13 protein-coding genes, 1 tRNA gene and 2 pseudogenes are annotated in these 13,673 nt (G+C 69.2%); 9 read left to right on the top strand and 7 right to left on the bottom strand.

Going from position 1 to position 13,673, the window contains the following annotated elements:
- Positions 1-76: 76 nt before the first annotated feature.
- From ACFY0T_RS09985 to ACFY0T_RS09975, 3 genes are all read right to left on the bottom strand, one after another.
- Complete coding sequence (locus ACFY0T_RS09985) at positions 77-562, bottom strand: DUF3052 domain-containing protein (RefSeq protein ID WP_388866755.1); 486 nt, start codon at positions 560-562, stop codon at positions 77-79.
- A 30-nt stretch (positions 563-592) separates the two neighbouring features.
- Positions 593-889, bottom strand: a complete 297-nt coding sequence (locus ACFY0T_RS09980) for a hypothetical protein (RefSeq protein ID WP_388866752.1) — start codon at positions 887-889, stop codon at positions 593-595.
- Positions 890-985: 96 nt separating this feature from the next.
- On the bottom strand, positions 986-1,549 hold the full coding sequence (locus tag ACFY0T_RS09975) for a hypothetical protein (RefSeq protein ID WP_388866749.1): 564 nt from the start codon (positions 1,547-1,549) through the stop codon (positions 986-988).
- Between the two features lie 297 nt (positions 1,550-1,846).
- On the opposite strand from ACFY0T_RS09975, the gene ACFY0T_RS09970 reads away from it, so the two are divergent.
- From ACFY0T_RS09970 to ACFY0T_RS09930, 9 genes and pseudogenes are all read left to right on the top strand, one after another.
- Positions 1,847-2,296, top strand: a complete 450-nt coding sequence (locus ACFY0T_RS09970) for a hypothetical protein (protein ID WP_388866747.1) — start codon at positions 1,847-1,849, stop codon at positions 2,294-2,296.
- Positions 2,297-2,464: 168 nt separating this feature from the next.
- Positions 2,465-4,894: a SpoIIE family protein phosphatase gene (locus ACFY0T_RS09965; RefSeq protein ID WP_388866745.1), complete on the top strand. Its 2,430-nt coding sequence runs from the start codon at positions 2,465-2,467 to the stop codon at positions 4,892-4,894.
- A gap of 2 nt (positions 4,895-4,896) precedes the next feature.
- A complete protein-coding gene (locus tag ACFY0T_RS09960) occupies positions 4,897-5,880 on the top strand; it encodes a LacI family DNA-binding transcriptional regulator (RefSeq protein WP_388866742.1) in 984 nt (327 codons plus the stop codon).
- An 82-nt stretch (positions 5,881-5,962) separates the two neighbouring features.
- On the top strand, positions 5,963-7,204 hold the full coding sequence (locus ACFY0T_RS09955; protein WP_388866740.1) for an extracellular solute-binding protein: 1,242 nt from the start codon (positions 5,963-5,965) through the stop codon (positions 7,202-7,204).
- Entirely contained in the window at positions 7,201-8,274 is a 1,074-nt protein-coding gene (locus tag ACFY0T_RS09950; protein ID WP_388866737.1) for a carbohydrate ABC transporter permease, read from the top strand. Before ACFY0T_RS09955 ends, ACFY0T_RS09950 begins: the two co-directional genes overlap by 4 nt.
- 41 nt (positions 8,275-8,315) lie before the next feature.
- Positions 8,316-8,921, top strand: a pseudogene (locus ACFY0T_RS09945) (carbohydrate ABC transporter permease); the annotation flags it as partial.
- Positions 8,922-9,006: 85 nt separating this feature from the next.
- Entirely contained in the window at positions 9,007-9,246 is a 240-nt protein-coding gene (locus tag ACFY0T_RS09940) for a hypothetical protein (RefSeq protein WP_388867059.1), read from the top strand.
- 495 nt (positions 9,247-9,741) lie between these two features.
- Complete coding sequence (locus ACFY0T_RS09935) at positions 9,742-10,470, top strand: DUF2637 domain-containing protein (protein ID WP_388866735.1); 729 nt, start codon at positions 9,742-9,744, stop codon at positions 10,468-10,470.
- Between the two features lie 326 nt (positions 10,471-10,796).
- A pseudogene (locus tag ACFY0T_RS09930) lies at positions 10,797-11,524 on the top strand (sensor histidine kinase); the annotation flags it as partial.
- A gap of 83 nt (positions 11,525-11,607) precedes the next feature.
- On the opposite strand, the gene ACFY0T_RS09925 reads toward ACFY0T_RS09930, so the two are convergent.
- From ACFY0T_RS09925 to ACFY0T_RS09910, 4 genes are all read right to left on the bottom strand, one after another.
- A tRNA-Thr gene (locus tag ACFY0T_RS09925) sits at positions 11,608-11,717 on the bottom strand.
- A gap of 85 nt (positions 11,718-11,802) precedes the next feature.
- Positions 11,803-11,967 carry a hypothetical protein gene (locus tag ACFY0T_RS09920; protein ID WP_388866732.1) on the bottom strand — a complete coding sequence of 55 codons (165 nt, stop codon included), beginning with the start codon at positions 11,965-11,967 and terminating at the stop codon, positions 11,803-11,805.
- A 166-nt stretch (positions 11,968-12,133) separates the two neighbouring features.
- The gene (locus ACFY0T_RS09915; protein WP_388866729.1) at positions 12,134-12,799 is read right to left on the bottom strand and encodes a YdcF family protein; all 666 of its coding nucleotides are present in this window, start codon (positions 12,797-12,799) and stop codon (positions 12,134-12,136) included.
- Entirely contained in the window at positions 12,796-13,590 is a 795-nt protein-coding gene (locus tag ACFY0T_RS09910) for a GntR family transcriptional regulator (protein WP_388866726.1), read from the bottom strand. Before ACFY0T_RS09910 ends, ACFY0T_RS09915 begins: the two co-directional genes overlap by 4 nt.
- Positions 13,591-13,673 lie beyond the last annotated feature (83 nt).

Genomic DNA, 13,673 nt, shown 5'->3' with positions numbered 1-13,673 from the left:
GCGATGCTAGCCGTTCACCGGAATTCCCCCTCAGGTACGCCCCGACGTACGTCCGAATGTACGACCGGACACCCCCTCACGTACGCCGGCTCCCCGTACGAAGGTTCTCCGTACGCCGGTCCCCCGTGCGCGGGTTCTTGCCGCTCCGGTTCTCCCTGCGCCGTACGAACTTCAGGCCCGACCAGTCGTCCCCCAGGGCCGCCACCTTCACGTCGACGACACCGAGCGGCAGGAAGATCTCCCGCAGGTCGTTCTCGCCGATGTCGCTCTCGTGCCCGGCCGCGCGCCGGGGCCAGGCGATCCAGAGCATCGCCTCGTCGGACAGGTCCCGGACCAGCCCGGCCGCCTGCGCCTCCAGTTCCGCGCGGGCCCGGAAGAAGGCGACGGTGACGTCCGCCCCCTTCGGGCCGCCGGCGGCGACCGCGCAGTCCTCGGGCAGCCCGGGAATGACCCAGCCCCGCGGCGCGTGCGTCAGCCGCACCCGCTGTCCTGCCTTGATACCGATCTTCTTGGCGAGCGGCGTACCGGAGTACCCACCGCTCGCCGTGCCGGAGACACCCATGTCCGCAGGATGGCACCCCGGGCGCATCGGTCAGCCCGCGTAGGCGCCCCTGACCTCGAGGTGCTCCGCGGACGGCGGGCCGGCCAGCCAGTCCTTCAGGCCCGCCTGGAACTCCCGGAACTCCGCGATCGCGGGCAGCGGGTTCTCGATGCCATCGGCGAGCTCCAGCTGCGCGAGGTAGGTGACTCCGTCGGGAAGGCGGTACGAGGCGTAGCGCACGCCCTCGGGCCGTGCGCTCTCGATGGCCGCGAACATCTTCTTCAGGGCCTCTTCGAGCTCTCCGACGAACTCGGGCTTCACCGTGGACCGCACCATCAGAACCGTCATGTCGTCAACTCCCTCTCGCCGGGCCGCACCGTGCGGCGCCGTCCTCTCCCTGACGCGCGGGAGGGCGGAGATGTGACAGGAGATGTGTGACAGAGCTCAGTGGGCGACCGGCGGCGTGATGCAGGCGGTCTCCGGATAGGGGCCGGTGACCTCGGTCCACACGCGGTCCTCGCCCACCATGCCGGAGATGCACGCGGTCTTGCCGACCCAGATGCCGTACATGGTGCCCGGCACCTTCTCCGAGTGGTCCACGTTCCAGCGCGACCACGGGTCCTGGACGCGCATGTCCGCGGCGCGGAAGCCGAGGGCGGCGAGCGCGGGACGTACGTCGTCGGGGCTGATGCGCCCCTGCTTGCGCAGTTTCTCCAGGACCGGCTCGACCTTCTTGGCCTTCTCCTGGGCGGCCGCCTCGTCGGCGGGAGTCATGTCCCTGGGAGCGCGGCCGATGTTGTTCTCGGCGTTGTGCGGCGCGCTGTCGCCCCGGTCCGGCTCGGCGTGCGGGCTCGCCGGCGGCGAGGAGGAGACGGCGGCCGTGTTCTGGGACGGCTGCGCGCCCGGCCTCTGGGTTCCGCACGCGGCGAGACCGGCGACGGCGGTCATGGCGGTCACGGTCAGGAGGGCGGCGCGACGGACGCTCGTACGGCTCTCGCGGGAAGACATGCCGCCAGCGTGGCAGAGGGGTCGGCCGGGCCGCCTGAGTACGCACACTCATCTCCGCCGGAAAGAGCCTGGGAAGAGGCCGGGAAGAGGCCGGGAAGAGGCCGGGAAGAGGCCGGGAGGAGATCGGAGAGAGGCCCGGGAGAGGCTGCGAGGAGCTCCCGAAGAGCGCCCAACAGGGCCTGTCCACAGGGGAGTTGGAGGGGATCGCCAGAAGAGTGTCCGGTGCCACTCTGCTCCCGCCTGCCGCCACAGCCGCGACATAGGGGCGGCACAGGACTACGGGGAGGAGCGATGAACGTGCGCACACTCAGAAAGACCGTGGAGGTCTTCCGCAGCCTGCACAGCCAGCAGCCCGACCACGGCTACTTCGCCCCGGGGCGCAGGACCGCCCCGCCCCGGCGCCCCACCGTGCTGGGCGACCTGGTCGAGGGCGACACGCTCGCCTACCAGGTGACCGTGGACGGGGGACCGAGCATCCTGTTCATGGGCGCGAGCAACTTCGCCGAGCGTGAGCTGTGGGGCATCCGCCCGGACATCGCGGCGATCGCGATGACCTCGCACTCGGCGCTGCACCGCTACGTCGAACGCCTCCTCGCCGCTCTCGGCAACCCGCCCCTGCTCATCCCCACCCGTCACGACGACATGACCACCCCCTCTCCGACACCCCGTCCCTCCTCGCGGCCGCGACCCTCACCACGGCGGCCAAGGAGCTCACGGCCGCCTCCGCCCCCGCCTCCCGGGTCCTGAGCCCGCATCACCTGAAGGCCGTGGACGTCACGGCGGCCCTCGCCTGAACCGGGCCCCGAGGGCAGGGCGGGCACGGGAGAGACGGGGCGCGAGTCCGACTTGTCCGTTTTCTGTCCAACGCGCACGCTGAGGACTATGAGTGACACGCCTGGCGTGAATTGAGCAGGAATGGACATCAGAAGGCCGATTTCCGAGCAACCCTCCCGTCACTGCGCGTACTCGACCGATGCCGCCACGGCGACCATCAGCCCCCGGGGCATCGTCACGGGCTGGAGCGAGGGGGCTCGGCGGCTGCTGGGCTACCGCGCCTCGGACGTCGTCGGGCATACCGCGGCCGGCCTGCTCGCCACGGCGGACGTCTCCCGCGCGGCCGGGTTCTCCCTGATCGACGCGCAGGAGTGGAGCGGCACCGCGGCCTTCCGTCACCGGGACGGTCATCGCATCGACCTGGCCCTGCACGCCTACCCCTCGCTGGACGGCAACGGCGAGCCCCAGGGGTTCGTCGTGACCGCCACCGCCGACGCGTCCGAGTCGGACTACGACCGGAGGATGGTGGAGTGGGCGTACACCCAGTCCTCGGTGGCCATGTCCACCTTCGCCGTGGGGGCGCGCGGGTGGCGGCCGAACACGGTGGCGTCGGGCGGGGAACCGACGGCAGGTGAACGGCGCGGGTCGCCGTACCCCGACGTCCTCGACGAGGATCACGCCGTCGACGGATTCCTGCGGCTCGTCGAGCAGGTGGCCGGGGAAGCCAAGCCGATGCGCTACGAGCGCTGCGCCCCGGGCCCCGTCTCCTCCCGTCAGCACGCCTGGATCATCGAGCTGTGGCCCGTCCGGGACCCCGCCACCGGCCAGGTGTGCGGCGTCGGCACCGCGGCGGTCGACAGCAGCGAGGAGCACTGGGCCCGCGAGCGGCTGGCCCTGCTGAACGAGGCCGGCACCCGTATCGGCACCACCCTGGACGTCGCCCGCACCGCGCAGGAACTCGCCGATCTGGCCGTCCCCCGGCTCGCCGACTTCGTCAGCGTGGACCTGCTCGACTCCGTGACCCGCGGGCAGGAGCCGACCGCTGGGCCCGTCGACGCCTCCGTCATCCTGCGCCGGGTCGCACACCAGTCCTCCCACGAGGGGGTACCGGAAGCCGTCGTCGACCTCGGCGCGATCGACATCTATCCCCCGTTCTCCCCTCCCGTCCGCGCCCTGACCACCGGGCAACCGCTGCTCAGCGGCCTCGACGACCCCGACTTCATCCGGTGGATCACCGAGGACGAGATGAGGAGCGAGCGCGTACGGGCCTACGGCTTCCACTCGATCATGGCCACACCGCTGCGGGCCCGGGGGGTCACCCTCGGGGTGGCGGTCTTCGCCCGCAGGGAGAGTTCGCGCCCCTTCGAGCAGGACGATCTGGTCCTCGCCGAGGAACTCGCGGGCCGGGCGGCCGTCGGGGTGGACAACGCGCGTCGCTACACCCGCGAGCGCACCCACGCACTCACCCTCCAGCGCAGCCTGCTCCCCCGTGACCTGCCCAAACAGGCGGCCGTCGAGGTCGCGTACCGCTATCTGCCGGCCGGCCGAGGAGCCGGCGTGGGCGGCGACTGGTTCGACGTGGTGCCCCTCTCCGGCACCCGGGTCGCCCTGGTCGTCGGCGATGTGGTCGGGCACGGCCTGCACGCCTCCGCCACCATGGGGCGGCTCCGCACGGCGGTGCGCACGCTCGCCGATGTCGACCTGCCCCCGGACGAGCTCCTCACCCACCTCGACGACCTGGTCATCCACCTCACCTCGGACGACGACAGCGTCTGCGCGGACATGACGTCCTCCGGCCAGATCGGCGCCACCTGTCTGTACGCCGTCTACGACCCGGTCTCGCGCATCTGCACCCTCGCCAGCGCCGGCCACCCGCCGCCCGCCGTGCTCTTCCCCGACGGCACGGTCACCGTGGTCCGGCTCTCCCCGGGGCCGCTCCTGGGCGTCGGCGGTCTGCCCTTCGAGGCCACCGAGCTGGAGCTGCCCGAGAGCAGTCTGCTGGCCTTCTACACCGACGGACTGATCGCGAGCCGCGCCCAGGACATCGGCCTCGGCCTCGACCGGCTGTGCGAGTCCCTCGCCACCCCCGTCCCCTCCCTGGAGACCACCTGCGACGCCGTACTCGAAGCGCTCCTCCCCGACACCCCGGACGACGACGTGGCCCTGCTCCTCGCGCGCACCCGCGCCCTGCACACCGACCAGGTCGCCGCCTGGTCCGTGCCGTCCGACCCCGCGATCGTCGCGGACGCCCGCGCCCAGGCCTCCCGCCAGCTGGCCATCTGGGGACTGGAGGAAGCGGCGTACGTCACCGAACTGGTGGTGAGCGAGCTGGTCACCAACGCCATCCGGTACGGGGAAGTGCCCATAGGGCTGCGGCTGATCCGCGACCGGACACTGATCTGCGAGGTCTCCGACGCCAGCAGCACCGCTCCCCACCTGCGCCGCGCCCGCATCTACGACGAGGGCGGACGCGGACTGCACATGGTGGCCCAGCTCACCCAGGGCTGGGGCACCCGCCAGACCCCGACCGGAAAGACCATCTGGGCCGAACAACCCCTACCGGTCGGCTGAACATGACGAGGCCACCAGACGATCCGAGGACCGGAGCCGGCCCGAGCGCGGATCCGCGGGGCCCGGCAGGCGGAGGTACGCACACCCTCGGTCTGGTCTATCCGCCGGCCGGCCGCGGCCACGACTACACCGGGATGCAGCTCGCGTTCATCGGCGGCGTGGCCGAGGCCGCCACCACGTACGACCACGACCTGCTGCTCTCCCCCGCCGACCAGGCGAGCGACCCCTCGTTCCGGCGGATGATCGACGGGCGGCGGGTGGACGGCGTGATCGTCATGGAGATCCGGCTGGAGGACGACCGGGTCGAACACCTCGCCAAGGCCGGCTTCCCCTTCGTGACCATCGGAAGGAACAGCAGGGCGGAGGAGACCGGCTGGGTCGATCTGGACTTCGCGGGCCTCGCGCGCGGCTGCGTGTACCACCTGGCCGACCTGGGCCACCGCCGGATCGCCTTCGTCAACCGGTCCGAAGAGCTCTTCGAGAGCGGCTACGGGTTCGCGCACCTCGGGCTCGAGGGCTACACCAAGGCCATGGCGGAGCAGGTCCTCACCCCGCACGCGTACCTCTGCGGCGACGAGGTCGCCGCCGGGGAGGCGGTCCTGGAGCAGATCCTGCTGGACGATCCGGCGACCACCTCGCTGGTCACCCTGAACGAGGCGGCGCTGGAGGGCCTGTACCGCGGGCTCACGCGGCACGGCCGCCGTGTGCCGCGCGACTTCTCCGTCGTCGGCGTGGCGGCCGGCCGCTGGGCGGAGCAGGTGAATCCGCAGCTCACCGCCGCCGAGATCCCCGCCAAGGAGATGAGCCGGGTGGCCGTCGACCTGATGATGCGACGGCTCACCTCACCCGGCTCGCCTCCCCGGCACGTCCTGCTGAAACCCCTGATCTCCCTGCGGGCCAGCACCGGTCCCTGCCGGCCGGTGCCCGGTTCGGAGCCCGATCTCGACTTCCCTGACCTTGAGGACTTCCCGGATTCCGATTTCTGAGATCGGTTCCGATTTCCGAGATCTCCCGGCATCCGACCCGACTTCTGAGGCGCGAACACCGATCACACCCTGGGAGCAGAGCATGTCGTACGCCGTCGACCGTCGCGGCTTCCTGCGCGCCGCGGGCGCGGGAGCGGCCGCCCTCGGCCTCGGCACGACCCTGGCCTCCTGCGGCTCGGACGAGAAGAGCGGGACGGTCACGCTCACCTGGTGGGACTACTTCACCCTGGACAACTTCCAGCCGGGGATGGCAGCCCTGATCAAGGACATCGAGGCGCACGTCTCCGGCGTACGGATCGAGCGGCGGACGTTCCCCTTCGCGGACCTCGACCGGCAGATCACCCTGGGCGCGGTCTCCGGTGATCTTCCGGACATCGCCATCGTCGACAACGTCGCCATGAACTCGCTGGGCGGCAGCGGGCTGCTGGCCGATCTCACCGACAGGATCGAGGACTGGGGTCAGGCGGACCAGTACTACGAGGGTCCCTGGGCCGGCTGCCAGGTCGCCGGGAAGAGCCTGGGACTTCCCAACAACAGCAACTGCCTCGCCCTCTACTACAACACCGCGATGCTCCGTTCCGCCGCTGTGCGGCCCCCCACCACATGGGACGAGCTGGCCGCCACGGCGCAGCGGCTGACCAGCGGGGACCGGTTCGGTCTCGCGCTGAGCGCGATCAGGACGGAGGAAGGTGTCTTCCAGTTCCTGCCGTTCCTGTGGCAGGCCGGCGGCGACCTGGACACCTTCGACAGCTACGGCGCGACCGCGCTGTCCTTCCTCGACGACCTCGTCGCCAAGGGCTCGCTGTCCGAGCAGTGCGTGGGCTGGACGCAGCAGGACGTCAACACACGGTTCGTCAACGGGCGCGCCGCGCTGCAGATCAATGGCCCGTGGCAGCTCCCCACCCTCAAGAAGGCGGACTTGGAGTACGGCGTCGTCGCGCTGCCCCGTGACAAGGAGTCCGCCACCTGCCTGGGCGGGGAGAACTGGGTCGTGATGGCCAGCAGCAAGCATCAGGACAAGGCGTGGCAAGTCCTCGAGTACACCCAGCGTCCCTCGGTCCTGGTGCCGTACCTGGTGGCGCTCGGCGACCTCCCCGCCCGCAAGGACCTGGCGAGTTCGGGCACATGGGCGTCCGACCCCGCGCTGCGGCTCTTCCTCAGCCAGCTGCCCGTCGCCCGTCCGCGCCAGTACGGGCCGCACTACGCCGACGCCTCGCAGACCATCGCCGAGGCCGAACAGGCCGTACTCACCGGCGCCGCCGCCCCCTCCGCCGCCGCGAAGTCCGCGGCCGTCAAGATCGACAAGGCGCTGGAGCGGCGGTGAGACGCTTGCGCTGGGGCGGCGGGGAGGGCCGGGGCGGCACGGCGCCGGGTGGTGGACGCACGGTGCCGGGCGGTGGGCGCGGTGACGGTGAGCGCCGTGGGGGTGAACGCCCGGGCGGTGGGCGCGGTGGCGGTGAGCGCCCGGGCGGTGGGCGCGGTGACGGCGGGCGCCGGGACGCTCCCCTCTCCTCCCGCCGCCGACGGGCGGGGTATCTCTTCTCCCTCCCGGGCCTGGTCTTCCTCGCCCTCTTCCTGGCGTACCCCCTGCTCTACAACGTGTGGACGTCCGTGCACGACGTGGGCCTGACGGAACTGCTCGGCGGTGCCCCGCGGTTCAACGGCCTCGCCAACTACCGGGCCACCGTTGCCGACCCGGACTTCTGGCACGCCGTACGCCTCTCCATGGTCTTCACCGTCGGCTCTTTGCTGTTCCAGTTCGTCATCGGCTTCGCCCTGGCCCTGCTGTTCGCCCGTCCGTTCCCCCTGAACGGCCTGCTCCGATCCCTGCTCCTGCTGGCCTGGCTGCTGCCCCCGGTGGTCAGCGGCACCCTCTTCCGCTGGATGCTCGACGGCGAATCCGGCGTCTACAACGTCCTGCTCCGCGCGACGGGTCTGGGCGCCTTGTCCCACGACTGGCTCACCGACCCGGGCACGGCGCTGGCCGGGGTCGTCTTCGCCAACGTATGGGTCGGCGTGCCGTTCAACATGCTGCTGCTCCTGGTGGGGCTGCACACCATCGACCCGGAACTCCACGAAGCCGCCGCCATCGACGGCGCGGGCGTCTGGCAGCGCTTCCGCTGGATCACCCTCCCGCTGATGCGCCCGGTATCGGTGACCGTCCTACTCCTCGGCCTCGTCTACACCTTCAAGGTCTTCGACATCATCTTCGTGATGACGGGCGGCGGTCCGGTCGACGCCACCAGCGTCCTGTCCCTCTACGTCTACGAGATCTTCTTCAAGTTCTTCCGCTTCGGCGAGGGCGCGGCGGCGGGCCTGTTGCTGCTTCTCGTACCGCTGCTCGCGGGCGCGCTGTACGTGCGTCGGCTGCGGCGGGAGGGGGAGACGGCGTGAAGGCGCACAGGGGCCGCGTGAGCGGAGGCGTCACGAGCCGTATGGCCCGCGCGAGAGGAGGTGTGACAGGCCATACGGCCCGCGCGAGGAAAGGTGCGACAGGCCATGCGGCCGGCGCGAGAGGAGGCGTGACGGGCCGTAGGAAACCGGGTGGCCGCCGCCCCTGGCTGCTCACCACGGCCGCCACGCTGGTGACCGTCGCCTTCCTCCTGCCGATCTACTGGATGGTGAACACCAGCCTGACCAAACCGGACCGCATCCTGGCCGAATCCCCGCGGTGGGCCCCCACCCCCGCCACCACGGAGAACTACTCAAGGGCGCTGTCCGACGACACCCTGCACCAGGCCCTGCTCAACAGCCTGGTGATCTCCTGCGGAGTGGTCGCGCTCACCCTGCTGCTTGGCGTACCCCTCGCCTACGCGCTCGCCCGGATCCCGATGCGCGGCTCCGGCACCATGGTGCTCGCCCTGCTCATCGCCCAACTGCCGCCCAGCATCGTGCTCGCGGCCCCACTGTTCATCCTCGAACGCCGGGCCGGCCTCGCCGACACCTACCTCGGCCTGATCACCGCCGACACCACCCTCACCCTCCCCTTCACGGTGATCGTGCTGCGCCCGGTGCTGCGGAGCGTGCCCAGAGAACTGGAGGAGGCGGCTCTGGTCGACGGCTGCGGCCCGACAGGCGTACTGCTCCGCGTCATCCTCCCGATCATGCCCCCCCGGCCTGGTCGCGGTGGCCGGGCTCTCCTTCCTGATCGCCTGGGGCGAGTTCGTCTTCGGCCTCACCCTCGCGGCGAAGCCCGACGTACAGCCGGTGACCGTCCTCCTCAACGCCTTCGTAGGCCAACACGGCACCGCCTGGGGAGCCCTGATGGCCACCGCCACCCTCATCAGCATCCCCGTGGCCTGCGTCTTCGCTCTCCTCCAACGCTTCATCACCGGCGACCTCACCACGGGCACCATCAAGGGCTGATGCCCGCCCGACAGACCGGGGGCGTCCCCGGACATCCGTCATGGGCCTCGCGTGCCTGGCCGGAGGTACCCCCGTTTGGCCCCGTTACTGTAGTCAATAACGAATCTTCGACAAGAATGCACAATCGATCTTCAGACATTCACCACCCTTGTAATGCAATCCAATATCCAAGATGACCGCCGTTGGAAAAAGTATTGCCGTGAATACCCGTTACCTCGCCTCCGGTTATGCCCGTTAGGTGGGCGTGACTCGGAAGGAAAGGGTTCCAGGTGAGGGTCATTCAGATCTCTCGCAGCGGGAGGGCTCCGAAGAGCCTGCGCGCTTCGATCGCTGTTCGGACCTGCTTGAGGACTTCCTCGAGGCAGTCAGCCGGATCGAGAGCGAATACGCGCAAGCCGCCTTGGAAGGGTATGGCGCCGCACGTGCAGTCGTCCCTGACCCCAAGACTCACGCCCCGGATGGAACATTCTGAACTAGGCCGTGGAGGAGCGGGAGATGAACAGGAGTCAGGACGATCCCAGTCTGCTCGACATGCAGTTCCGCCTACGATCCGACTACAACGGTGCAGGCTGGCGCCCCCACGATGATGAGCTGCCCGGGGCGGATGACATCATGACCATGTCCCACCCGACGATCCCGTCGAACGGATGGGATCCGGCCGAAGAGCTGGCCGAGATGCTGTACGGGGCGACCGACGTGGATCCCCCTGCTCCTCTGCTGGACCGCGACGGGCGGACGCGCCACCGGATCAATCGACGACGGCCACGGCCAGGGTCCCGCTTCCTCGCCGAGCGGCGCAGAATCATCCCCGTCGCGATCCTGGTTACGATAATCAGTGCGTGCTCGGCGGCAATGCTGGGATGGTCCATCTCGTACTCATACAATCAACTATTCGCTATCGCTTTGCTGGTGGAGCCGCGCGAGCTGGCGCAGTGGTGGCCACTGACCGTGTACGGGCCGTGGTTTGTGGCAGGTTTATCCATCATGCGAGCATGCCTTCAGAATCGACCCGCCGGCCGATCCTGGGCTGTCATGTTGATCTCTTCCGGAACGGCGGTAGTCCTGTGTTCAGGTCACTCTGCGAATTCCGCGCTCGCAATGGTGATCTTCGGCATTCCCCCCATTACCGCACTGGTCTGTTTCCGGGAACTCGTCGGACAGTTGTCGTCCCCGCCCCCCCGTCGGCATGCCGCTCATGCCGCGAAACAGTCCAATGACGGATGACGACAGTGCCCGACCCGGCCAGACGCATGCCGGGCCGGGCGCTGTTCCGGCACCTCGCCGGAGGTCCACGGACTGCACCATGGGCCGACTGCAGGACCGCTGGAGGTCAGGGGTCGCATCGAAGCAACACGCGCCCGCCATGACCAGGATGACGCTGAACGCGATCAGCTGCCGGGCGTGTGGGTCTTCGCCGAGGGAGCGAGCAGGGCGGCGACCCGTCGAAGGACGGGCCCGGCGGCGGTCAGAGGGCCTGTGAGGCTCATCGCGGCGGCCGGAATCCGTAGGCCCGTTCCGGTGCGCCGGGAGCCGATGGCCGCCTTTCAACCCAGCGGGCACCGGAGCCCGGCTCCCACGGCGACATCGCACCCTCGCCACCACCACCAACGAGGCCCTCGCCGCCCTGGAAGCCTCCGTGAAACAGCAGCGCCGCTTCGTCGCCGACGCCTCACACGAGCTCCGCAGCCCGATAGCATCCCTGCGCACCCAGCCGGAAGTGGCCGCCACGCTTCCGGAGTTGCTCGATCTTGACGGGCGGCCGTAGTCGACACCGTACGACTCCAAGATCTGGCCGCCGACCTGCTGCTGCTCGCGCCGCGATGCAGGGGGAGCAGCCGCAGGGTGGTGCGGTCGCCCTCGATGAAGTCGCCCTCGATGAGCTGGTGCACGAGGAAGGGGCACGGCGCACGGACCCCGTCCCCCTGGACGTGACCGTCAAGGCGCCGGTCCCTCTGAAGGACAGCAGCAGTGAACTCGCTCGCATACTCGGCAACTTGCTCAACAACGCACAGCGGCACCCCACCAGCGCGGTGACCGTCGCCCTGAACGCCACGGGCAGCACCTGCGGTGCTGAGGTCACGGACGACGGGCCCGGCGTTCCGCTCACGGACCGAGAGCCCACCTTCGAGGGTTCGTCCGCCTCGACGACGCCCACAGCCGGAATGAGGGCGGAGCCGGGCTCGGCTTGGCCATCACCCGCGGCGTGGTCCGCCGCCACGGCGGCGACAACACCGTACGAGACGCCCCGAGCGGCGGAACACTGTTCCAGCTCCGGCTGACCGACGACTTCGATCCCAAGCCAAACAACCCCGGAAACGAAAAAAGCCCAGGTCACGAACTAGGTGACTTGGGCTTTCTCAGAGCCGCCTTCGGGATTCGAACCCGAGACCTACGCATTACGAGTTGTCCGATCTTGGTCCGCAGCAGTCCGAGGAAGTCCTTCTGATGGCTTCCAGCGCTGATCAGGCGGCTTGTCGGACTGCACTGGACGTTCGCGTACGGCCCCGGAACAGGCTGCTATCGAGACCATAACTGAGACCGGTCACGGCCAGCTCGTCAGCGTTCCCGCAGCGCGCTGGCGACATCACTGCCAGCCTCACGGATGGCCGCCGCAACCTCCAGAAGAGCGCTCGTAACCGCCGCCAGACCCCACCCAATTGCGTTCTCTTCGCCGAGGTCGGTCGCCTTCTCCGACCGCCGATCGGCCATGTTCTCGTTCACGCCAGGCATTGCCACCCCTTGATCGATGCCGTCATGACCTCGGGTAGCTACCTCTGCCGTTAGCCGGTCAAGCGCCTATCGGACGGAATGGCTGGATCGCTGCGACACAGCGCAGGACCGAGTCCGTGTCAGAGACGGTCGTCGTCGACCCTGCCGAACGCAGCTGCTAACCGTGGCTCGTTTCCTCAGGCACGAGTCGGCTCGTGAATCCTTCGCTACGCAAGCGCTCGTAGGCCGCTGCCACGTCGTCGGGGATCTCCTGCTCGATCATGAACCCTTGGCGGGGATAAACCATGAGCCTCTGCTGGGCGCCGACCAGCATGTCGATCACGAGGCGTGCGTTCTGGATCGAGTCGACGTAGTCAGGGAGCGTCATGGGCGTGGATGCGCTCACCCACTCCACGTCTGGCCAGAGCTTGCGCGCCGTCGCGTACGCGCGCCGCTCCTCATACGGCTTGCTGACCAGCAGGACGGACACGACGGGAACGCGCCGCTCTTCGAGCAGAGTGCGCGAGAAGCGAATGTTCTCGCCTGTGTTTCGAGCCTTCGGTTCGACAAGGATGGCGTCCGCCGGGACCCCCAGCTCCACAGCACGGTCCCGGTAGTGCTCAGCCTCACCACGGGGCATCCTCTCGCGCGTCGTACGGCTAGTCGCTCCCGTGAAGACGATGAGCGGCGCCATGCCTCGGTGGTACAGGTCTGCGGTGGTGTCAGCCACGCCCAGGTCGTGGCTACCAAGGCCTATCGCGACGGAGCAGGGGCGGGGCTCGTGGCCCATCTGCTGGAAGTCCCACAGCCGCTGTGCGTCCGCCCACGCCTGGGTGGAGATCACTTGCTCTCGTCCTCCGTGTTCGCCGAGTCGGGCACCTTGAACTCATAAGCCCACGCGAAGCGCGTAGCCGCGTGGACCCCAATGGCGAACTCCACCACAGTCCCGTCGGCGGTGTACGTAGTGCGGTGAAGTTCCACCACCCATTCACCGGGAGATAGCTGAAGGAGCTGAGCTTCGTCGGTCGTGGGCACTCGCGCGAACAACTCCTCCTTCATGTGGTCGATCTCGTATCCGGCGTCGTACAGGACGCGGAAGCCGCCACCACGGCCAGCGGGACCCGGAGTCGGGTCAACGATGCGCGTGCCCTCCACATGCTCGGGACGGTAGTAGCTGGTCAGCGTGTGGGTTGGCTGGGGACCTTCCTTGACCAGGCGCGCACGCGCATACACCTCAGCGCCTTCCGGCAGCCCGTGAGCCTCCGCCACGAGCGCCGGCGCTTTCACGCGACTGACGCTCTGGGTCTGCTCGTTCCTGCGGTACGCGCGACCAGACGCCACGCGGTCCGCGATGAACGCGACCTCGTCTCCGTCCCGCCACTTGGCTTTGTCGTAGCGCGCGATGCCGAGCCGCTTGAGCGGTGCTCGCTGCCGGACGACGGTGCCGTGGCCTCGTGAGGAGGTCACCAGCCCTTCGGCTTCCAGCGCCTTGTAGGCCGCGTGGACCGTGGATTTGGACCCCTCGCCCGCTTCCACAAGGTCTCTGATCTGCGGCAATTGCTCGCCGGGTGCGTATTCGCCGTTCCGGATCTTCTCCGCGATCCGGTCCGCAAGCTCCCGCCATTTGGGCGCCATGCAGAACCTCCTCTCGACACCGACCAGTGAAGCACAGTCCCAGGACTGTTGACAGTCCTGGGACTGTGCGCCATTGTCTTCTC

Origin of the sequence: Streptomyces sp. NPDC001530, from assembly GCF_042894545.1 — a bacterium.
In the GTDB taxonomy this organism is placed as follows: domain Bacteria; phylum Actinomycetota; class Actinomycetes; order Streptomycetales; family Streptomycetaceae; genus Streptomyces.
This window is presented reverse-complemented; position numbering and strand designations above follow the sequence as displayed.

Coding starts and splice junctions, on each gene's coding strand:
- ACFY0T_RS09975 (WP_388866749.1), bottom strand. CDS start 1,549: ATGTCTTCCCGCGAGAGCCGTACGAGCGTCCGTCGCGCCGCCCTCCTG.
- ACFY0T_RS09960 (WP_388866742.1), top strand. CDS start 4,897: ATGACGAGGCCACCAGACGATCCGAGGACCGGAGCCGGCCCGAGCGCG.
- ACFY0T_RS09985 (WP_388866755.1), bottom strand. CDS start 562: ATGGGTGTCTCCGGCACGGCGAGCGGTGGGTACTCCGGTACGCCGCTC.
- ACFY0T_RS09955 (WP_388866740.1), top strand. CDS start 5,963: ATGTCGTACGCCGTCGACCGTCGCGGCTTCCTGCGCGCCGCGGGCGCG.
- ACFY0T_RS09965 (WP_388866745.1), top strand. CDS start 2,465: ATGGACATCAGAAGGCCGATTTCCGAGCAACCCTCCCGTCACTGCGCG.
- ACFY0T_RS09935 (WP_388866735.1), top strand. CDS start 9,742: ATGAACAGGAGTCAGGACGATCCCAGTCTGCTCGACATGCAGTTCCGC.
- ACFY0T_RS09910 (WP_388866726.1), bottom strand. CDS start 13,590: ATGGCGCCCAAATGGCGGGAGCTTGCGGACCGGATCGCGGAGAAGATC.
- ACFY0T_RS09980 (WP_388866752.1), bottom strand. CDS start 889: ATGACGGTTCTGATGGTGCGGTCCACGGTGAAGCCCGAGTTCGTCGGA.